This is a genomic window from Kibdelosporangium philippinense, from assembly GCF_021390435.2.
Lineage (GTDB): Bacteria > Actinomycetota > Actinomycetes > Mycobacteriales > Pseudonocardiaceae > Kibdelosporangium > Kibdelosporangium philippinense.
In genome coordinates this window covers 762,176-784,225 of sequence record NZ_JAJVCN010000004.1, presented here as the reverse complement: position 1 = coordinate 784,225, position 22,050 = coordinate 762,176, and the positions used below count along the sequence as shown (strand labels likewise).

Here is a 22,050-nt window from a genome sequence, read left to right as displayed (position 1 = left end):
ACGACTTACACGGCTGGCACGCCGAGGTGAAACCCGCCTGGGTGCGGCTGGACGCGATTTGCCTTCGCACGCCAGGGGCTCCCGTCAGCACTGTCACCGACGGCCTCGACATGACCGGCCAGGTGCATGGTCATGTCTCTGGCTGGTGGCGCACCGTTTCAGGTGACTGGCTTGGCGTCGTGAACTACGCCATCCCTTATGCCGACGGACGCCAGGCCAGGCTTGAGTTGCGGGACCAGCTCATCCCCGGTTACGCGTTACGCAAGAGGGCGGACGCTAGCCAGCAGTGGGGTGAGGGACCGGGCTCCTCTGAACTCCGAACCAGAGGAGCCCGACAATCACTCTTTCCACTTGGTGACAAATTTGAGGTCCAAAGCTTCGACGAACGGGGCGCAACTATCGCATGGCCCCATCTCATGACCGTAATTCCGATTGCCTGGAGATCTCACCATATAGGCAGCGACGGTCGCGCCTCTCGGGTCGACGCCATCTTCATACATCGCGGAGAGACATTGCACAAGGCCACATTGCCCATGCCCGTTTCCTCGTGGCCCGGTGTGACGATCCAGAATATCGCTAACCTTGGGCACCAGGTAGGGCTTGAATCCCGTCGCACTGCCGGCTTCGTACTGCTCGCCGGTGACCGCGATCACCACTTCACTTGCCCCAGAGCGCTTTGAGTTGGGCACTTTCGCCAGTATGTCCGCGTGGAACATTGCTGCAGCCTTGACGTCGCAGTCTGCTGGACCAGATCCCTCATCGTCATTGTGGACAAGGACAGACTGTGTGCCAGCGACCACGTAGTACGTGTGGTCGGTGTCGACGGTGAGGTTGTAGACGAGGCGAACCTCGGACCAAGACCGTGTGCCAGTGACGGTGGCGTCGCGGTGGTCGGCAGTTTCCAGGCGGTGGCCGGGTTTGAGGTCGATGGCGTGGGACCAACGGTTGTCCGAAGCCACCCAGAACGGGTGTTCATCGGTAGCGACAACCTTGCCATCGCCCACATTGACTTCCACCAGTTGGCGTTCGCTCACGTGTGAGCGGACATCCGTGACCTCACGGCTCGCGGTCCGGCCGGTCGTGGGATCTGTTGCCAGCACACGGTCGCCGACCTTGATGTCGCTGATTGCCTTCTGCGATCCGTCGGCCATCAGGACCGGGGTGTTCGGGTCGAAGCTGTTGCTGTCGCAGGAAGTCTTCTTCGCCTTGCCCTTGGCGCGTAGACCCGCTGCGGACGCAGCTATGTTTCCTCGGTGCAGGGCTGGGCCGGCGAATGCTAGGGCGTCGCCCAGACCTGGCTGTTGGGAGTTGGCGTAGTCCGTCACGGCCTGTTCGGCCACCGACTGGACGACCACCGTGCCTGGCTTGATGATCGTTGCCTTCACGATCGCCCAGACTTTGTTGCCGTCTTGGACGTTCTCGGCGATCGATGCGACCTTCCGCGCTGGCAGGGTTGCTGCCGAGGAGATCAGGTCCTTTGCCGCGATCTTCGGTGTCGTCGCCGCTTTCAGCACGGGCAGGGGGTTGTTCTTCGCGGCGTGGGCGATTGCTGCCTTTGCCTTGTCCGTGACCGCTTTCATCGCGGCCCTGCGGGCTGCCGCTGCCCTTGCCGCTGCTGCCGCTCTTTCCGCGGCGCGTTCGGCTGCTGAGATGGCGAAGTATCTGCCTGAGGCGCTCTTGAAGTCTGAGCCTCTGCCCCATTTGCTGTTACTTCCGTATTTACGGCCGGAGGAGCCTACGTCGTCTCCGTACTTCCGGCTGTAAGAGGGCATCTGATCTTAGTTAGGCAAGAATGTCTGCTTTGGGTGGATCGTTTCGCCAGGTTTGGGTGGATTCCCCGGTCAGGGTGCGGCTCATTATGTTAGTCATCGCCCAGTGGACCATCGTGCGCGACCGCTGGGGCAGGGCTTCGTAGTCGCGCGCGAGTCGGCGGTGTTGCATCAGCCAGCCCAGACTGCGCTCCACTACCCACCGCCGGGGCAACACGTGGAATCCCTTGGCAGAAGGGCGTTTGACGACCTCAACCCGGATACCCCGCTGGGCTCCATGACGGATGACTGTGTTGTTGTAGCCACCGTCCACCCATGCCGCCGACACGGTCGGATGCGCAGCGGCGAGATGATCGAGAACCTGTTGCCCGCCAGCGGAATCCTGCACCGACGCCGCGGTCACGATTACCGCCAGCAGCAGGCCGAGCACATCGGTGGCGATGTGCCGTTTGCGGCCCTTGATCTTCTTGCCCGCGTCGATACCCTGACTGGATTCGCTGACATTGCAGGAGGTTTTCACGCTCTGCGAGTCGATGATCGCCGCCGTCGGGGCAGCAGCGCGGCCTTTCGCGACGCGGACTTGGTCACGCAACAGGTCATGCAGCGTTTCCGTTGTGCCATCGGCTTCCCACTTGGCGTAGTAGTCATAAACCGTCTTGCAGGGCGGGAAGTCGTGCGGCAGATACTCCCAGGCGATCCCGGTCCGGCACACGTACAGGATCGCGTTCACGATCTCCCGCAAGTCATGCACGCGCATCACGGTTCCCGGCCCACGCCGGGCAGCACGCCACGCCGTCAGCGTTGGCTCGATCAACGCCCAGCGAGCATCGGACAAGTCGCTGCGGTACGCACGCCGGGACCCCACAAGTTGATCAAGGTATCAGCCGTCACCCGACACAGACATATCGCCCCAACCAAGATCAGATGCCCTCTAAGAGGCGACATCGTCTCCGTAACGGCGCGCTCCGGATGCTGCGTCGTCGCCGAATCTACGGGCTGCCGATGCCGCGTTGCTTGCTGCGCGGGACTTCTTGAGCGCCTTCGCTCCCTTGTAGAGGTACTTCGCGCCCTTCGCCAGTTTTCCGAATGGGACGAAGTTCGATGCCGCCCAGAGGAAGTTCCCGAGTGAGGGGTTACGGATGAAGTTCGCTACGTCGTTGTAGCCCGAGACCTCCTTCACCACCGACACCGTGATGGATGCCGCTTTCTTCATCCACTTTGGCCAGTGGCCGTCTGGGTCGTTCATGTCCATTGGGCGACCGGCGGCGTAGGCGTATCGGTTGTACGCAATGGACGGTCCGGATGCTGCCGTTACCGAGTCGCGGGAGATGAAGCCGCCTGGTTGGTACCAGCGGGCTCCCATGTTCACCAGATCTGTGTCTGGGTCTGTCCAGTCGCCCTGGAAGCCGACCTTGTGCTGCGTTCCTGTTGTCGCCGTTGACATTCCGAAGGGGTCGAATGCGGCCGAGTCTGCCATTCCGGTGCCGGATGGGTTCATCGCGCCGACCACGTCACCGTGCCGGTCGGATACCGCCAGGCGTTTGTTGGCGTTCGAACCGATCGACAGCAGGCCTCCGGACGCGTCGCGGCCGTAGGTCGAGGTGCTGTCCTTGACGGGGTCGATTTCGAATCCGGCGTAGGCGAACGAGTCTGAGCCGCGGGACAACAGGCGGTCGTTGCCGTCATATGCGTACGTGGTTTGGCCGACCTTGATCAAGCGGTCGAACGAGTCGAAGGTGAACTTCTCCTCGAAGCCGGACGATGTACGGGACGCCATAGCGCCACCGGGCGTGTGCTTGTACGTGTAGTCGCCGTCGCCCATGATGCGGTTGCGTTCGTCGTACTGCGCGGTCTTGGCGCCGTTACGGACGCGGTTGCCTGAGGCGTCCCACGCGTATTCCGTTGTGTTTCCGCCGACCGTCCATGTCTTGAGGCGGCTGGCGTGGTCATAGGTGTATGTGTTGTCGCCTGCGCCCGCGAGGCCAGCTGTGGTCTTGCGGGTCAGTTGGTCGTTGTTGTCATAGCCATACGTCAGCGACGAGACGGTCGTGGCGCCCTCGGCGATCACGTCGGAGGTCTCGCGGCCGAGGTTGTCGTACTCGAATGTCCGTGTGCGCGTTGTTCCGTAGCGCATGGACTTGAGGTCGCTGGCGGCGTTGTAGTCGAACGACATGCTGACGCCGGTCACGCCATCGACGGCCGTGTTGATGCGGCCCTTCAGGTACGTGAACGCGGTGGTGCCTGCGGCGTCCGTACGACTCGTCAACCGCCCATCGGCGTCATAGGCATACGTTGACTCGCCTGACGATCCACCGGCCCACAGCAAAGCGCCACGGTCGTTGTACGAGTAGACGTTCTTGACCCCAGACGAGCCAACCTCGCGAACCCGGTCAACCTCGTCATAGGTACGCGTGCGCTCAACGGTGTTAGCACCCGTACCGACTTCCTTGGTCATACGGTCAAGCGCGTCGTATTCACGGGTGCGCGCGATGCCGCCTGGCGCGGTGATGCGCGTCGCGTTGCCTGCGACGTCATACGACCCAGTCCACGTACGGTCCGCGGCAGCCGGGTGTGCGGTGGTCGCGGGTTCGATCACCGACTCGGGCAACGACCATGCGTTGTACGTGGTGATGAAGTTGTTGCCGCGGCCGTCGGTGTAGCGGGTCTGGTTGCCCTTGCTGTCATAGCCAAACGACGTGGTGATCGACTCCGTGTCGGAGACGGGTTCCGTCTGCGTGGTAAGCCGGTTCAGCGCGTCGTATTGGTAACGGACCGTGCGGTTGAGCGGGTTGGTCGCGGTCAGCACATTGCCTGCGGCGTCGTGCGTGTAGCTGCTGTTACGCAGGATCCGCGCCTGGCCGTCGAGGTCGAACTCGCCGGTGACACGACCGGCAGCGTCGAGACGCGCGAAGCTCGTACGTCCCAATGGGTCTCGCTGCCAGACCGAGCGGCCCAAGCCGTCGTAACCGAGTTGCGTGACGCCGCCGCTCGGGTCAGTCACCGAGGTCTGCTGCTGCAGCGAGTCATACCCGAGCGATACGACATCGCCTGACGGAGCCGTCGTCTTGAGCAGGTCGCCAGCGTCGTTGTACTCGTACTTCGTCGTATACGCGGCCGACGACGGCTTGGTTTCCAGGACCGTAGTGGTGTCGACGCGACCAAGCGCGTCATACGTGGTCTCGCGGCGCGCGCCGGTCGGGTCGGTGACCGACAGCGGCTCGTTGTTGTGCGTGTAGGTGTACTTCCAGACGCCGCCGATCTCAGTTCCGTTGTCGGCCTTGGGGTCCTGGCGCTCGACAAGCCTGCTCATCTGGTCATAGCGCATCCGCGACACGGCACCACGCGGGTTGGTCACCTCGATGGCGTTGCCCAGCGCGTCGTACTTCGTCGTGATGACGCCCTTGATGGGCTGTGCGGCGCCCGGTGGGGTGTAGTCCGGTGTCTCGACCCGTACCGGCCTGCTGACCTTGTCGTACGCCACCGTGCTGACGCGGCCGTTCTCGTCCTTGTTCTGGACCTCGTCGCCGAAGACGTTGAACCCGACGAGTGCTTGCGGCCGGGTTGTGGCCGCCGCGCCGCCGCCGCTTTCCGTCTTGACCGCGGGCATGGTCACCGCGACCTGCCGCTCAGCCTCGTCGTAGCGGTACTCCGTGGTGAACGCCGCAGGGTCGGCACCAGCGACGTTGCCGCGCGGGTCTGTCTCGGCGACGAGCAGACCGCGCTTGTCGTAACGGCGTGTGGTGGTCAGCTTGTTCGTGCCGCCGTATTGGACTTCCTCACGGATCTCGTTGCCGACCGCGTCGTACGCGTAGTCGACAACCGAACCGGCCGTCGTCTGCATGCCCGGCGTGTTCGACCCGTTGCCCGAGGTGGCGACCTGCGTGATGTTGCCGTTCTCGTCATAGGTGTACTTGGTCCGGCGAGCCAGACCGGTCGGGTCTTCGAGCACCTCGGTCTCACGGCCGACAGCGTCCACCGTGTACTGCGTGGCCACGCCGTTCGCGCCGACGCGTTTGACGAGGTTGCCCGCGCCGTCATACGTGTTCTGCTCAAGCACGATCCGGCGCGGCCCAGAAGCCCCCGGAACCTCGGCCAGCACACGGAACACCAGGCCATTGGGCGTGTAGTCGTAGATGGTCTTGCGGCCCATCGCGTCGACCTGACGGATCAGCCTGCCGCCAAGGTCATACGTGTTCGCCTCGACCGTCAGCAACTTGCCGTCGTCGCGCGCGTCGCCTTCACGGTTGCCGCCGGTGACGGGTTTGCCATGCCAGCCACGGATGCGTACTTCAGCGATGTTGTTACGAGCCGTGTACGCGTACTCGATGCGCGTGCCGTTGGCGTCGACAACCCACATACGGTTGCCGAACACGTCGAAGCCATAAGTCGTCTTCGCGCCTTCAGCGTCCGTGACGGAGTCCTGCCGACCGAACTCGTCATAGGTGTACGCGATCGTACGAGGCGCGTCGCCGCCGGTCAGATCGCTGATCTCGACCTTCTCCGGCTGCCCGTCGGCGTTGTACGTCGTGCGGGTCAGCTTGGTGTGCTTCGCGTTGGTCACGGCGTTGGTGGCCTGCGGATCGGTCACCTCGACGAGCCGGTTGAGCTCGTCGTACACGAACTTGGTCTCCAGGCCCTGCGGGAAGGTGTCGGAGATCTCTATCTCCGCGACCTGCCTGCCGAGCAGGTCGTAGCGGTACTTCGTGATCAGGCCTTCCGGCTCGGTCGTGTACGACAGGTCGCCGGTGCTGAAGTAGCGGTACGTCGTCACCTTGCCGCGCGCGTCGGTTGTCGACTTGAGCAACCCGGCGGGCTCGTTGCCTCCACCGTCAGCGGCCGACCCGCCGTCGGTGTACGTGTGGGAGACGGACTTACCGTCCGGCATCGTCTGCTTCTTCAGCTCGCCACGATCGTCGTACTCGGACGTCGTCAGATAGCGGTTGTCCGTACTGCTGGACGAACGCCCATCGCGTGCGGTGAGTTGCTTGTCGATACGCGGGTCGGTGTCGTTGCCCGCAACCGGCGTGTAGTAAGTGAAGTACTCGGTGTCGCAGACGCCCGGTTCGCGGCATGTCTTGCGCCAGACGATGTTGCCGCGCTCGTCATTGCGCAACTCGACGCGGTGACCGTTCTCGTCCACGATCCCTTGCGTGAAGCCAGAGGCGTCGTAGTCGTACGTCCGCACACCGACTCCCTGGACCGGACCACCCTGCCAGTTAGGGTCGTTCTCACCGTTGCCACCGCAATACGTCGGGCCACCATCGGGATCCGTCGGAGGTTGCTCGGAGCACGGCGGCGCAGTGGGAGGCGTTGTCGGCACGATCGACGGATCAGGCCGATCCTCCAGCCGCGCACCGGTTCCCAACGGCGCGACGAACCGGATGATCCGCCCGCGGAACCCGTCGTAGTCATAGAACCGCGAACGGTTGCCCGGGTCGGTGACCTCGATGGTCCGAACCAGGTTACGAATCACACGGCCGGACGCGTCCTTCTTCTCCGTGCCACTGACATGCGGGACGCTCAGCTTCCACAGCCCGCCGTTGTCGTCGGTGTACTCACGGACGCGGTCGTTGACCGTGTCGTACGCCAGCGTCGCCGCGACACGTCCACTGGGGACAGTGATCTTCGTGAGCTGGTCAGCCGGCGCCTTGGCGTTGAAGTGGGCCCGTGCCGTCTCTTCGCTCACTGGGTGCTGGTAGATGGCTACTTCGTCGATGTCACCGGCGAAATGCTTCGTCCGCTGGCCCGTCCACCAGCCAGCCGGTTCCCATGCCGACGGACCGACCGCGTGCGCGGCACCGATCTGGCCGGAGTTGAACGGAGCGTTGACGATCTCCCCGGAGAGCGTGCCGACCTTGCGGCCATCGAGGTAAAGCGCCTGCGTTGCAAGCGAACCGGACAGCACGACGTGGTGCCATTGCCCGTCGTTCACCTTGCCGGGCGTGGTGATCGGCGCGACGCTGCCGTGCCAGAACTGACCGCGCAGCTTGCCGTCCTTGTCCACGTACAGCGCGGGAATCGCGCCGCCCTGGGTCTCCTGAGAGTCGTACGGCTTGGTCTGGAACCCGATCAGCGGACCGCCGGAGGTGGTACGGAACCACAGCTCAATGGCGAGATCGCGGCTCTTCTTCAGCGTTCCTTCGGCCAGTTTCACGTACGAATCGGTGCCGTTGAAAGTAGCGGCCGTGTCCGTACCACCCGCGAACGGTCCTGGCGTGCCGCGTGTGACGTTGCGGTAGATCCCCTTGTCCATGTTCAGGTTCGTCTGGATCTGGCTGACTGCCTCAACGGGATCGTCGCTCGGTGGTTCGACGGGTTCACCGAGCCGCCAGTACGACTCCGGAGCCGTGTCGAGCACAGCGGTCCGATAGTGCGAGCCCGCCGCGTATTCGTACTTGGTGCAGCCGTTCTTCGGGTCACAGACTGACGTCAGCCGGTCGCCCTGGTAGATGTACTTCCACACGATCGGGGTGCCACCGGCGACCGGCGCGTCGGTGCGGACCTCGGTGACGTGCTTTCCGGTCCACGTGAAGTACAGCGTGCGGTTGGCGCTCGCCCGGCTGATCGCACGCTTGATCTGGCCGTTCTCGCCATAGTCAAGCTCAAGGATTCGCCCCGCGTTGTCGGCGACCGTGATCAGCCTGCCGTCGAAGTCACGGAACTTGTAGACCGAGTTCGCCTTGTCCACCAACACGTAGTTACGCGTGGTGCCCGTCTCCTGATAGAAGGTGGCGGCGCGGCCAGGTGGCGGGTCGAAGGTGCCGTTGTTGTTGCGGCCGAACCGAACCTGCTGACCGTCCGGATAGGTCACCACCACGTTGCCCGACCCGTCCTGGTCAGGCACGACCCGCATGTCGTAGCGCGTGGACCAGCCAGAGCCGAACAGGTTGTCGGTTCGCGGGTCAAGGCTGTTGTACGTCCGGGCGACGTTCAGTTCCGGGCCGGTCACGCTGACCGTGGCGTCGACCGCTCCGCTGACGTAGTTGCCGGTCTGCGGGTCGAAGTCCAGATCGCCCGCGCTGTAAGGAGCTCCGCCAAGGTGCGCGGTGATGTCCGGCTGTGGCACGGCAGGCAGCAGCGCGCTGAACGGCACTGCCTCACTGGTCTTCCCACTCGCGTCGATCGCGAACGCCCGCCAGTGGTATGTCTCGCTCCAGTCCAACCGTCCCTTTGGAACGGTGAACGTCTTGCTCGGCGCCGGAGTGCTGTTGGTACACACGGTGTCCGGAGTGCCGTCGTCCTTGCTGTCACAGATCTCGAACCGGTACTTGATACCGGCGCCGATCGGCGCGTCGACGTCGACCGCCTCGGCCCACAGCTGCGGCGTCAGGGTCGGCACTGTCTGCCCGGATGGCGGGTACTGCTTGGTGAGCACCGGCGGCAGCTCGAACATCGTGATCGTGATGCGGGCCGGTTTGATCTGCTGGTCGGTGAAGTAGACGTTCTTGTCGACCATGCTGAAGTCGAGGATGTAGTCACCGGGGTTGGCGAACCGGTAGATCCACGCTTCCAGCGTCACGGTCTTGCCTGGCGGCACATCCTTGGTGAGCAAGGCGGAAATCCGGGACGTCACCGGCTTGCCCTGCGAGGTGAACGCGCGATAGGCCAGCTTGAAGTCGTTCTTGGTCCACGTCTGGGCACCCCGGTTGGTGACCTCGATGCTGATCTTGCCGTCCTGCTGGCGGTGCACCGGCGGTTCGGGCACGCCGCGCACGATCCGGTAGGAGGCGTCGTAGGGCGTATGGGTCACGTACAGCCGCGGCTTGTTCGCGGCAGCCGTCCTGCCGACGAAGATTTTCGTGCCGCTGCTGGCCTTGACCGCCAACCCGTTGTTGGCCCCGCCACGAACCCAGCTCTGCACGAGATTGCGGCCAGCCTCACCGAGCGGGATCATGTCCGGCCCCATCGGGCAGGCCGACTGGGACTGCCCCAAAGCGACATAGCCGTGCGCGAACGACGCGGTGGCTATGGATCCACCTGTCGACGGCTTGCCAGAACCGGTCTCGGTCCAGTCCTCGGTCACTGGATGCACTGTGACCGGCTCAGGACGGCACGACGTCGCCCCGAAGCTGGTCAGGTACAGCTGTGCATCGAAGATCTTGTGGTTGGTCAGGCCGGTCGTCGGGAACCTCAGGTACATGTCACTGGCGCTGTTCACCAACAGTTCGCTGCCAGTGGTACGCGCCCCGCCCGAAGTGGACATGGCCGCGTTCGCGGTCAGCTCCTGCACTGTCGGGTCGACGTTGACCGGGTACACCCGGGCCGGATCACGTAGCCAGGCCGAATCAGCCGACATCCGCAACGCCGTGCCGCCGTCGATCAGCTCGTAGCGCACGCCATTCGAGGCCGCGGGAGTCCCCGCGCTGTCGACCATGAAGCCCGCGGGGATCCGTGCACGCTCACGACCCTCGGCGCCGATGAGCGCGACCGCACCGTCCACAATGCGCGCGGTGAGCCCGTTGAGACGCAACGGGAACACCCAGCTGTGCGGCGCGTCCGGCGATGCGAGGACGAGGGTTTCCTTGATACCGCCGGGAAGCACGTCGATCCGCAGGTCAGTCTTGTCGGCCGCACCCGGGTAGGTGATCGTGCTCCCGGTGACCTGCGCGGCGGAACGTGCCGAACCGGCCAGACCGAAGGACATCTCCTGGTTGCCTGGCCAGCGCAGGCTCACGAACGGCTCGGCCGAAGCGTGTCCGCCGAACCGGGTTTCGACCTCGTCGGCGGTGTTACGCCAGCCGTCGCCGTCCTTGGCCAGCGTGGTGTCGATCGGGTGCCAGGATCCGTCCGGCCGCCGGTAGTTCATCGGCGTCTGGCTGAACTCGGTGGTCTGGGTGCCGTCGGCGTTGGTGAACGTGCGCGAGTCCGCCCGCCGGTTGCCAATGTCCTCTTTGGAGGTCGCCGCGTCGAAGCCACGGAAGGACGTCGGCGCGTCGCCTTCGCTCACCGGGTTGGCCGGTGCCTTCGTGTCGAAGAAGGCGGGCTGAGGGTACTTCGCCATCTCCGACAGGGGCAGGTCGCGGTTCGCCGTGTCCGTGGCGACCTCGCCGGACTGGCCTTCCGCGCTGCCCCAGACCTGGTCTGGCGTTTTCGGCGGTTGCTGGCTTGCCGAGTTCTGCCACGGCAGCAAGCCGAACCCACCAGCCACCGTGGTACCGGCGATCAGCGCGATAACCACGGCGAGCGTTATCGCGACACGGGTGCGTCTGACTCGCAGAAAATTGATCACCCGGCGCGAACGAATAGCAGCCATTGGTCGACTCCCCATCAGGACAACAGCTACAGAAAACCCAGACCGAGGAGGCACGATTCCACGGAATATCAATTTCGGCAACCACATCCCAGCATTTCAGGGGCCGTCGATGTAGGCCGTCCGGACTAATCTGAGGCATTCCGCAAGAATTCCGCAAGAGCATCGCAAGCGGCGCGTCTGGCGTGCGTGCGGGACACGCGGTTAGCATCCTCGGCGCCGGTCACCTTTTTGAGGGGGTATTTCATAATGCGGATACGTGGGATCAGACTGTCCAGAACAAGACTTATTCTCACGACCGTGGCCATGGCCGCTGTTTCGGTTGTCGCAACGCAGGCAAATGGCCAGGCGGCACCCACATTCACCTGCAACACGGCGGCGAATGTGTTCAGCGTGCGGCCAGGCGGCGGTCTGTATCTCTATCCGCATGAGGAGCCCGAGACCGGTGTGGCCGAGTGGGGCACGGTGAACCACATCGGCAGCGGCTGGGACGACGCGAAGGCCCTGGCGGCGCCGAACGGCGTGATGTACCTGCTGAGCAAGACCACCGGCCAGATGTTCCGGTACCGCTACAACGGCACCGGGTGGGACAGCTGGGGCGGCGACCAGTCGCGCCTGGTCGGCAGCGGCTGGGCCCGGCACGCCACCGACGCGACAGGCCGCAACCAGGTCACCGTCGATGAGAAGGGCAGGCTGTACCACATCGACGCCGAAGGCCGGCTGCGCGTGTTCGAGTGGATAGGCGACAACGCGACTGGCAAGTGGAGTGCCGCCCAGGTCCTGGACACCGGCTGGGCCAAGTACAACCTGATCGTCGCCGCGGGTGATGGTGTGCTCTACGCCCGTGAAACCGACGGCGAGCTCTACCGATACCGCTGGGACGCCAACTCCGACCGGTTCACCCAGTACGGCAAGCTCGTCGGGTCCTCGTGGAACGCGTTCACCCGGATAGCCTCTGCAGGGGCCGACGTTCTCTACGGCGTGCGCGCCGCGGCTGGCGGCGGCGTCGACAAAGGCGACCTTCTCTGGTATCGCTACCACGAAGACACCAACACGTGGGACGCGCGCAAAGTCGTTGGCAGCGGCTGGGATGACGAGCTCGACGTGGTCGCCGACCCCAACGCCTGCCGGATCACCGGCTTCCCCCGGCCGGTCCAGCCGCTGGTCGTGCAGCGCCATGACGGGGCGAATACCGCTGTGCAAGGCTCCGACGGGTTCGTGACGTTCTTCTACGTGAACACGGCAGGCCAGCTGACCGCGGCGAAACAACGGAATCCCGGCGACTACGACATCCTTGAGTACCAGGTCATCGCGAACGTCGACGGATTCAACGGCAAGCCAGGCGCGGCGGTCCGTGCCGACAACAAGCTCGAAGTACTGGCCAACAGCTACAACCTGGGCACCTACCGAGGCAGGGTGCAGCCAACGGCCAACGGCACGTGGGAGCCGATCTCGGCTGTCAGTGCCTACAGGGGCTGGATGATCAGCGACCCGGTGATCGTTCGTGAACCGAACAAGTCGCTGACCACGTACGCTGTGGACAGTGCCGGAGCGTTGTGGCGCAAGGCGAACGACCTCAGCGCGTGGCGCCAGATCTCCGCACCTGTTGGCCTGACCGCGGACTTCACGGCCATCCTCAACGGCACCGCGGTCGACATCGTGGCGCGCACGAACGATGGCACCATTCAGACAGCGACGTACGCGGCCAACGCGCTCAGTGCATGGCGGACCATCGGAACCAACGGCACCGGCCGTCCCTCGGCTGTCGCCCACGTGAATGGCGACCTGCAGGTGTTCGTGCGCACCGCAGATGGCGTGATCTCCACGCAGCGCGAGACGAACAACACGTTCCCGCAGACCTGGCAGGCGATCCCGGGCCTGACCGCGATCGGTTCGCCCGCGGCGGCGCTGCGTACGTCCGGCCTCATCGACATCGCCGCTCGCGGTGAGAACAACCTTGTGCACCAAACCAGCCAGGTGGCACCCGCGGGCGGTTTCGGTGACTGGAAGGTCTGGCACGTCGAAGAAGCGGCGACCGACCCGTCATCCCTGCTGCTCACCAACGGAACCCCGATCTTCACGTGGCGTTCACCGAACGGGACCATCCAGACGGTCAAGGATCGAGACGTCACCGCGCGCACATTCACCGGCCAGACAGGGGAATCACGATGAACACGACACGTCGGCGGCTGTTCACGATCGGCGCGGCAGCCATCGGGACCACGTTCCTGACGGCCGAGCAAGCGTTTGCTGACGGCTACGGCTCCGGTGCGTTGGGGCCGTGGCAGAACCTGTCCAAGCAGATCTCCACTATGGACCAGATCGGCCCAGTGCTGCGATCCAACGGCTTGTTCATGTTCGGCGACAGCATCTCAGTCCAGGATGGACGGGCGCTGGCCGAGAGGCTGTTGCCCAACAACCAGATCGCGGTGCACAACTGGTCCGGCAGGCCGACCGAGCCCGCGGTCGACGCGTTGGAGCAGTGGGCGCAGGCGTACGGCCTGCCGACCCGGATCCTGATGGCGACCGGCTCGAACGACATCTTCACGCCACCGGTGTTCGGCGCACAGGTGGCCCGTACGATGAGCATCGTCGGCCCGAACCGCAAGGTCTTCTGGGTCAACGTGCAGGTCGCCCGTACCTCGCAGTCGACGGCGGTGCAACTGGCCGATCAGCGCAACAGTGCGTGGATCAACCTCCAGCTGGCCGACGCCCAGCGCAAGTACCCGAACCTGGAGATCATCCGCTGGGCCGAGTTCCTTGCCGGAAAGCCGTCCCGCCTTACGGCCTATCTGCGGGACGGCGTGCACACGTCGGTGCCAGAGGGTCAGGCTGCCCGCAACGAGCTCATCGCCGACGCTATCGAGAACGGTTGAGGCGTCTCGGCAAGGAGATGCGGGATGGCTGCGTCGCATCGTGCTGGATGACGTGCGACGCGGCCTTCATCGCTGTGCCGGTTCCCGGATTCTCACCGGTGCCGAGGTTTCGCGCGAACCGTGGAAACGCCCCGCCGGAGATCTGCAGCCGGATGCGGTGACCGGGCTCGAACCGATGTGCCGTCGGGTCAAGGGTCATCCGGACGGTCCGGACCTCGCCCGCGACGGTGTCCCGCTCGGTACATCGGACGATCCGATCGGTGACGTTGACCGAGCGACCGCTTGGATCGACATCGCAGATCCTGGCGAACAGGTCGGCATTGGCGTTGTCCGACGTGACATGCAGCTCCACCACCGGTTCGCCGTGCACCTCCACCGCTTCGGCCAGTGGTTCCGTCGTGAAGACGACGACATCATCCCGTGCTTCCAGTTTCCGGTTGTCCTTCGCCCCACCGCTCAATGCCATCACTCGTCCACCCACTGAGGGCGTGGGATTCTCGGGGTCGTACCGGAATCCCGTGCCCGATGATTCCTCAGTGGACACTGAACCGGCGAGCCGATTGTCCGATTGCAAGTACCAGGTCTCGGTTCTCATGTCCGCGGGTGGCCATGTCTGGTGGTTCTGCCATTGCCCGCTAACGAACACCTGCACCGGAGCTGCGCGATGGACCGGGGCACGGCCCGCGGCGTGCTCGTCCAGCCACGAAATGGCTTGTGGCATCGCGATCTTGTTGTCGACTGTGAGATGTGTCCACGGTCCGATGGTCACCGCGACTTGGACGTTCCGTGCGCGCAAGGCGTCGTACTGCGCCAACGTCTGCTGGATGAAGTAGTCGTGCCACCCACCGATCAGCAAGGTCGGCACCTCGACGCGATGCAGGGCATCCGTGACCCGGAAGGAGTCCCAATACGAGTCGGTCCTATCAGGATGGTCGACCCAGTCGTCGTACCATGGCGCCCCAGCGCCGCCGAGACCATCGACAGTCCCGCGCAACGGCAACCGTTTCAGTGCCCCGGCGAGCCTGCGTTCGGCAAGGAATGTCCTGATCAGACCAACCGCCGGGCTGACAGTTTCCTGATGTGACAACAGATCGGACCAGCTGAGCGCGTTGTACAGGTCCATCGGCCCCTGCTGATAGGCAGCGAGGCTGATGTCGTGCACGCCAACCATGACGACCATCGCGGTCAGCTCCGGCGGCGGGTCCATCGCGAGCGCCCACTGCGTATAGCCGAGATAGCTGCCACCAGCCGTCGCCAGCCGACCGTCGAACCATTCTTGTTCACGCAGCCAAGCAACGGTGTCCTGCGCATCAGCGGGTTCGCTGACTGCGGGCACGAACGTGCCGCCGGATCCATACGTACCACGGGTGCTCTGGAACAACACGTGATAGCCACGTGAGGCAAAGAGCTGAGCCGACATCAGGCTGTACGGAAATCCTCTGCCGTACGGACAACGCACCAGAATGGTGGGCATGGGCGAATCGGTGACCGGGATGTAGTGGTCGGCCAGCAGCGTCACACCGTCCCGCATCGGCACTTTGACGGCTCGTTCCACCTTGACGCGGTTGCGCCTTGCTGGCAACCGCCACAGCTTGCCGACTGCCGCCTCGGCCACAGTGCTCATCATCAGTATCGGGTGGTGGAGGTCTGGAACAGGGGCAACATCGCCGACGGCCGACCGTCCACTGTGGCGCCAGCGAACTGCAGGGTCGGCGCGAGCAGCCTGTTGTTCTCGGCCGGGAAGTTCAATGCGGGAACGGACACGTCATCCAGTGTGGCACGGTGGGCATCGGTGAGCGTCACGTCCAAGGCACCCAGGTTGGCCTCGAACTGGTCCATCCGGCGCGCGCCGATCACGATCGAGCTCACGCCCGGCCGTCCATGCAACCAAGCCAAGGCAACCTGGGCCGAAGACACCCCGAGCTCCTCGGCGATGGCGTTGACGGCATCGATCACCACCAGGGACGCCTCGTCCGGCACCCGCCCGCGAGTGGCGTCGTCCGGCGTGGTGTTGGCGCTGGAGTACTTGCCCGACAGGAACCCACCCCGCAACGGCGACCATGGCAGCACGCCCATGCCCATGGCCTGCGCCATCGGGATCAGCTCTCCCTCCGCGGTGCGCTCGAGCAGGGAATACTCCACCTGCAGCGCGATGATCGGCGACCAGCCGTGCCAGCGTGCGAGCGTTGCCGCTTCGGCTGTCGCCCACGCGGGCACGTCGGAGAAGCCGACATACCGGATCTTGCCCGCCCTGACCTGGTCGTCCAGCGCTCGCATGGTCTCCTCGACCGGGGTGACCGGGTCGAAGTTGTGCAGCCAGTAGATGTCCACATAGTCCGTCTGCAGGCGCCGTAGCGAGTTCTCCAGCTGTTGCACGATCGCCTTACGGCTGGGTCCGCCGCCGTTCGGGTCCTTCTCGTACATATTGCCGAAGAACTTCGTCGCGAGCACGAGCCGCTCACGCGACGACGGCCGTCCGGCGAGGTAGTCGCCGATGATTTTCTCGGCGTGGCCATTGGTGTACGTGTTCGCGGTGTCGATCGAGTTGCCGCCACGGTCCACATAGGCCGCGAGCATCTTCTCGGACTCCCCGGCACTGGCGCCCCAGCCCCAATCCTCGCCGAAGGTCATGGTGCCGAGCGTGATCGGGCTGACGCGCAGGCCAGAGCGGCCAAGGGTGACGTAGGAATCGAGCGACATGCTTGGTTCTCCAATCTCGGATACCTCCATTCAAGGCCGAGATCTCGTGATCACCTAGACCGATGCGCGCGATCGAGTGCACGATCCGCTCAATCTTGCCTGGATCATCGTGCCCGTGGTTCACTCGGCCGATGAGCCAGCTAGCCGAGCTCGCCAGCCGGATCGCACGACACGCCGTGACCGATTCACGTCCACAGTGGATCGAGGGGATCCTTGTGTTCTCGGCCAAGCAGGTGACCGCCCCGATGGGCTCGGTGACCGAACCGATGTTCACGCTGGTCGTGCGGGGAGCGAAGCGCACCATCCTCGGTGACCATGTCTTCGAGCACGGCGCGGGCAAGGCCGCGGTGGTGACCGTCGAGCTCCCGCTGATCGGGCAGATCGTCGAGGCACCGTTTCTCGCGCTCGGGATCCGGCTCGAACCCGCGACCATCGCGCAGCTGATGGTGGACGGTGGCCCGACCACGATCCGCCCACATGAGGGTCCTGGCATGGCGGTGAGCGACGCGGACGAGAAGCTGCTCGACGCCATCGTGCGCCTGATGCGACTGCTGGACGACCCCCGTGACCTGCGGGTGCTCGGCCCCGCGGTGCGCAGGGAGATCCACTGGTGGCTGCTGAACGGGCCGCAGGGGCCGATGATCAGGCAGGCCGGGATCGCCGACAGCAGGCTGGCCCTCGTGGCCAGGGCGATCGCGTGGATCAGGACCCGCTACGACCGGGTGATCCGGATCGACGACCTCGCCTCGGACATCGGTACGAGCGTGTCCTCGCTCAACCGGCATTTCCGCGCGGTGACCGCGATGAGCCCGCTGCAGTACCAGAAACAGATCCGGTTGCAGAAGGCTCGCCTGCACCTCATCGCGGCGCCGCACGACGTGGCCGCGATCGGATACTCCGTCGGATACGACAATCCCTCGCAGTTCAGCCGCGAGTACCGGCGCATGTACGGCGCACCGCCGGGACAGGACGCGATCCGCCTGCAGACGATGGCGATCGTCCAGGAGTAAACCACTCTACAGAGCGTCGGCCAATGCGCGCTTTCCACCGACGATCGGCAGCTGAAGGGCGGTGTCGTCGACCTTCAGAGAAATGCCCGCACCGGGTTTCGGCCGCAAGGTGTAGTCGTAGTCGCTGGACAACAGGACGAACTCGACCTTGTGGCCTGCCGCGAAGACGTAGTCCTTCGGTTCGAACTGAACCTCGACCGAATAGCGCTGGCCCGGCGTGATCGGCACGGTCAGCCACGGGCTGATCCGGTTCTGTGGGTCGGTCCAGCCCCTGGTGACGATCTTGCTCGTTCCGTCGGGTGCTCGATCGACGAGCAGTGCCGTCACGTTCGCGGCCGGGCGGCTGAACGACACACGCAGGTCGACTTTTGCCTGGCCGGACAACCGGATTGACTTACGCGTCGCACTGGTCGAATAGGACAGACGGTTGGGCGAACTGGCCTCGTTGACGAGAGTCTCGGCTTTCTTCGACGCATCGTCGGTCAACGATTCGACGATCGAGTCGTGCTTTCTCTGCACACCAAGGGTTCCGTGTGCGGGACCGCCGGCGCCGAGGTACAGCGAACCGGTGGAGGTACCGGGTGCGGGCCATTCGGCTTCGTCCACCCAGGACCCGTCCTCGCGCTGGATTGTCGCGCGGGGCTCGGTTTCCACGCCGTTCTGCTGCTTGTACAGGTAACGGGTGAACCAGCGGTTCAGCGTCTTCAACCATTCGTCCTTGCGGACGGTGACGGGGTCGGTGTGGTCCTTCTGATGCCACCAGATCTTGTGTGGCGCACCGGCTTTCTTGATTGCCTCGTACCACTGCGCTGCCTGCAAGCCCTTCACGTTCCAGTCGTTCAGGCCGTGCACGACAAGGGTCGCGGCACGAACGTTGTGCGCGTCCTTGAGGTAGTCGCGTTCCTGCCAGAACGGACTGAAGTCGCCGGTGACGCGGTCTTGGTCCTTCCGGAGCTGCTCGATGAGCGGCTTGCAGATTTCTTGGTCCGCTCGGGTGTAATCCGATCCGGCGAGCACATCGACGTCTTCGCCCTGGAACGTGCCGGGCGCGACGACCGCGCCGTCAGCGCGGTAGTAGTCGTACCAACTGGAGATCGCGGCGATCGGGACAATCGCGTCGAGGCCTCGCACACCGGTCGTCGCCACCGCGTTGGGGAGCGTTCCGTTGTAGGAAACACCCATCATGCCAACACTTCCGGTCGTCCACTTGGCACTGACCGGAGCACCGGCGGCGTCCTGCGCTTCGGCCCTGCCGTTCAACCAGTCCACAACGGACTTCGCACCGATGGTTTCGTTGCGCCCGCCCACGGTCGGGCACCCGGTCGACTGACCACTGCCCAATGATTCCGAGTAAACCATGGCGTAGCCACGTGAAGTGAAGAACTCCTCGTAGTGCGAAGTCATCTCCGGGGTCGGACCGACCCGGCCGTCGCCGGTCGCGGTTGTCTGATACCCAGGCGAATACAGCTCGACATCCACATTGTGGTTCGGGAGATTCTTGAACCCGCCATAGTACGGCGAGGCCTCGTACACGACCGGGACCTTCAGCCCCTGCTCAGTTGCGCGTGGCCGGACGACCTGGACATGCACGAGGTCGTCCTCGCCGTCACGATCGCTGTCCACCGGCGCGGTCACCCACAGGTCGTCGCGCACCACATCGGCCGGATCGAACACCGGCTGCGCCTGACCATCCTGGAAGACCGGCTCCTGCGGCTCAGCACGGCCCGGCGTCGCCGATGCCAGCAAAATCGCCGTGACAACAGGAAAGAGAGACCAAGACCCGAACCGCACCGCAGGACCTCCGTGGGATTCACTGTTGCGGCAACTACGACCGTGGATCACGGATATACTGTCAGTCATCGACTGGCAGCGGTGCGCAATGACGTAAAACAGCCACAAGTGTGTGAATCCTCGGCCGCCAGAACGCCCGACCAGTTGGTCCTGAACAGACACGGGGGCCTGCCCCAGACGGGTCAGGCCCCTGCTCGATTACCAGGTGTGTCAGAACTTGCCAGCCACCACGTCAGCCACCGTGACTCGCTTCGAGTCGTACGTCGCCACGGCCGCGGGGCCGTCCGACTTCGGGGCAGGCTTCGTGTCGGAGCGCAGCGGCAGTCCCGTCTCGGCGTCGATGGTCAGGATTCCCTCGCTGTGGCCGCCGAACACCGAAGGACCAGCCGTGATGACCAGCGTCGGACGGTCCTTGACCGTCGACTTGTCCACCTTGACGTCCGAAATGGACGAGATCAGGCGCAGCACGCCCGCCCGAACCTCCGGGTTGGCCGCACCGAGGAACAGCGCGTTGGTCGCGTTGGTCCGGACGTTGTTGCTGATCGCCTCTTCCAGTGCCTTGCCAGTGGGGCGCGGCTTCGGCTGCGGGTTGGCGACCCCCTTCTCCTTCAGCAGCTTCATCGTCTCGGCCTGGGCCGCGTCCCAGATCTTCTGCTGCTCGGCTGGGCTGAGGTCCAGCCCCCACACGTTCTTCGTGGCGTTGACCATCTGCACACGAGCCTTGTCGAGGTCACCGGATGCCGCCGCACGCGCCGCCGCCAGAGTCCGGGCGTCCGACGGGTCGGCGAGGTCGGCGCCACGGGAAACCGCCCCTGGGAGATCCTTTTTGGACTCCGCGAAGAAGACCGCGCCCTTGTCGGTGTAGAGACTGTAGACGACGTAAGGCTTTCCGTCCGGCGCGGTCGTCGACCTGATGACCAGCGACGCGTCTCCCGGCAACTGGCCGCCACTCGCCTTGATGCTGGTCGCCAGCTTCATCAGCGGGGCTTCGACGACGGCTTCCTGAGCGGTCGCCTCGGTCGGTGCGGGGGTGGGCACCGAGGTCGACGCCACCATTACGACGGCAGCACCCGCGGCGACGGCGCCAGCCACACCGATGCCGATCCGGCCCTTAATTCCCAAGCGTGCCAACGAAAACCACTTCCTCGATAACACAGCGGCGTCCGGCCGCTGCAAGGTCTGTGTCTGCGCCATTGCCGTGCCCAGCGTCGCCCTGGCGCGCTCGTACGCCTCTGGTCGCAGCGGCGGGACATCTTTCAACTGCTTGACCAGGTCCAACTCATCCATGATCACGAGCTCTCTTTCACACTGCTGGAATGTTGACTAAGGCAGCCACTTCGGGCGCGTTGCGCAGCGCTTTGCGGGCCTGGTGCATCAGCCTGCGCGCCGTTCCGGCAGGAATGCCAAGCACGCGTGCGGCATCGGCGACGGTCAAGTCCTCCCAGGCGACGAGGGTCAGTACCTCTCGTTCCTCCGGCTTGAGCTTCGCCAATGCCGCCCGCAGCGACGACTGGGTGTCCACTCTGGCCTCAACCGCGGGCCAGGGATCCCACCCGGTCACCATGCTGGTCGCGTCCGGCACGAGGTCCTCGGCCGGACGATCCCGCCAATGACGTCTCAGCTTGTTCAGCGCCACCCCGTATAACCACGGCCGTGCCTCATGGAACGACCGGTTGAAGGTTCTCCGGGACTCGAAGGCCGCTGCTACCCACACCTCGCCGAGCAGGTCCTCCGCCGCCGCTGAGCCGACTCGCCGCGCGAGGTAGGCCCCGATCGCCTGCTCGTGGCGGCAGATCACCTCCACGAACGCTTCCGTGTCCCCGGTCAGCGATCTGCGGATCAGTTCCGCGTCTGACGTCATCACGCTCCTCGCTGCTGCCTTGCCCCTTCCACCCCGCCATTGCCAGCTGGCGGCAAAAGCGTTCAGAGTGGAGACGAACAGCAGGTCGGAAACGATGAGGCGTCAGCGCCTCCCGGTGGCCAGGCCCCGGCTGACGAGGTAGTCGTAGCAGCCGCGAAGCAGCTCGAACATGTCGTGGTGCGAGCGGTCCATCTCGACGATGTTCCACCGGACGGAAGGATTGGCGCGGACCACCCTCGGGATGTCGATCACGCCTTCGCCGTAGGGAACCATGTAGTCGTCCATGCCGAGGGCAGGCCCGTCCTTGAGGTGGGTGAACTCGAGCCGCCTGCCAAGCGACGCGGAGACGGCCGCGGGGTCGACGCCGCCGGTCTGTGCCCAGTAGGTGTCGAGTTCGATGACGACCCGCGGGTCCAGTTCGTCAAGCAGGATCCGATAAGCCTTGCGTCCGTTGAAGGAATTGCGGAACTCGGCGAAGTGGTTGTGATAGCCGATCCGCATGCCGTACGCGGCAGCGTTGTCCACAGCCTTGTTGATCCGGTCCGCGCCTCGTCGAATCGCGTCCAGGGAGGTGAATTCCTCCGGTTCCAGGCTCCACACGAGCGTGCGCGCGCCCAGCTCGGCATATTGGTCGAGGATCTCTTTGGCGTCTTCTCCTGACGGGAAAGGCGCGTGGGAGCTGCACAGGCCGAGCCCGAGTGCGTTGAGGCGGGCTTTGACCGCTTTGGGCGAATGTCCATAGAGGTCGTAGGACTCGATGGCTACGTAACCGATGTCCGCCACCCGTTCCAGA

General features: G+C 64.6%; 12 protein-coding genes. 3 read left to right on the top strand and 9 right to left on the bottom strand.

Features of this window, described 5'->3' with window-relative positions; genetic code table 11:
- Positions 1–338: 338 nt before the first annotated feature.
- The 3 genes from LWC34_RS46410 to LWC34_RS46400 all read right to left on the bottom strand — a co-directional run bounded on the left by LWC34_RS46410 (position 339) and on the right by LWC34_RS46400 (position 11,022).
- Positions 339–1,772, bottom strand: a complete 1,434-nt coding sequence (locus tag LWC34_RS46410) for a polymorphic toxin-type HINT domain-containing protein (protein ID WP_233731682.1) — start codon at positions 1,770–1,772, stop codon at positions 339–341.
- 10 nt (positions 1,773–1,782) lie between these two features.
- Positions 1,783–2,634 carry an IS5 family transposase gene (locus LWC34_RS46405; RefSeq protein ID WP_233722595.1) on the bottom strand — a complete coding sequence of 284 codons (852 nt, stop codon included), beginning with the start codon at positions 2,632–2,634 and terminating at the stop codon, positions 1,783–1,785.
- 66 nt (positions 2,635–2,700) lie between these two features.
- Positions 2,701–11,022 carry a LamG-like jellyroll fold domain-containing protein gene (locus tag LWC34_RS46400; protein ID WP_233731680.1) on the bottom strand — a complete coding sequence of 2,774 codons (8,322 nt, stop codon included), beginning with the start codon at positions 11,020–11,022 and terminating at the stop codon, positions 2,701–2,703.
- Between the two features lie 303 nt (positions 11,023–11,325).
- On the opposite strand from LWC34_RS46400, the gene LWC34_RS46395 reads away from it, so the two are divergent.
- Positions 11,326–13,191: a tachylectin-related carbohydrate-binding protein gene (locus tag LWC34_RS46395; RefSeq protein WP_233734087.1), complete on the top strand. Its 1,866-nt coding sequence runs from the start codon at positions 11,326–11,328 to the stop codon at positions 13,189–13,191.
- The gene (locus LWC34_RS46390) at positions 13,188–13,895 is read left to right on the top strand and encodes an SGNH/GDSL hydrolase family protein (RefSeq protein ID WP_233731678.1); all 708 of its coding nucleotides are present in this window, start codon (positions 13,188–13,190) and stop codon (positions 13,893–13,895) included. Before LWC34_RS46395 ends, LWC34_RS46390 begins: the two co-directional genes overlap by 4 nt.
- On the opposite strand, the gene LWC34_RS46385 is transcribed toward LWC34_RS46390, so the two are convergent.
- Positions 13,879–15,519: a CocE/NonD family hydrolase gene (locus LWC34_RS46385; protein ID WP_233731676.1), complete on the bottom strand. Its 1,641-nt coding sequence runs from the start codon at positions 15,517–15,519 to the stop codon at positions 13,879–13,881. The two genes, LWC34_RS46390 and LWC34_RS46385, sit on opposite strands and share 17 nt — an antisense overlap.
- Before the next feature lie 2 nt (positions 15,520–15,521).
- A complete protein-coding gene (locus tag LWC34_RS46380; RefSeq protein WP_233731673.1) occupies positions 15,522–16,595 on the bottom strand; it encodes an aldo/keto reductase in 1,074 nt (357 codons plus the stop codon).
- A gap of 131 nt (positions 16,596–16,726) precedes the next feature.
- Between LWC34_RS46380 and LWC34_RS46375 the strand changes: the two genes are divergently transcribed.
- A complete protein-coding gene (locus tag LWC34_RS46375; RefSeq protein ID WP_233731671.1) occupies positions 16,727–17,605 on the top strand; it encodes an AraC family transcriptional regulator in 879 nt (292 codons plus the stop codon).
- 6 nt (positions 17,606–17,611) lie between these two features.
- On the opposite strand, the gene LWC34_RS46370 is transcribed toward LWC34_RS46375, so the two are convergent.
- The 4 genes from LWC34_RS46370 to LWC34_RS46355 all read right to left on the bottom strand — a co-directional run bounded on the left by LWC34_RS46370 (position 17,612) and on the right by LWC34_RS46355 (position 22,040).
- On the bottom strand, positions 17,612–19,396 hold the full coding sequence (locus LWC34_RS46370) for a Xaa-Pro dipeptidyl-peptidase (protein WP_372496785.1): 1,785 nt from the start codon (positions 19,394–19,396) through the stop codon (positions 17,612–17,614).
- 210 nt (positions 19,397–19,606) lie between these two features.
- Positions 19,607–20,689 (bottom strand): hypothetical protein, encoded by a 1,083-nt coding sequence (locus LWC34_RS46365; protein ID WP_233731669.1) that lies wholly within the window; start codon positions 20,687–20,689, stop codon positions 19,607–19,609.
- A 10-nt stretch (positions 20,690–20,699) separates the two neighbouring features.
- Positions 20,700–21,257, bottom strand: a complete 558-nt coding sequence (locus tag LWC34_RS46360) for an RNA polymerase sigma factor (RefSeq protein WP_233731668.1) — start codon at positions 21,255–21,257, stop codon at positions 20,700–20,702.
- Between the two features lie 102 nt (positions 21,258–21,359).
- Positions 21,360–22,040, bottom strand: a complete 681-nt coding sequence (locus LWC34_RS46355; protein ID WP_233731666.1) for a sugar phosphate isomerase/epimerase family protein — start codon at positions 22,038–22,040, stop codon at positions 21,360–21,362.
- Between the last annotated feature and the right edge of the window lie 10 nt (positions 22,041–22,050).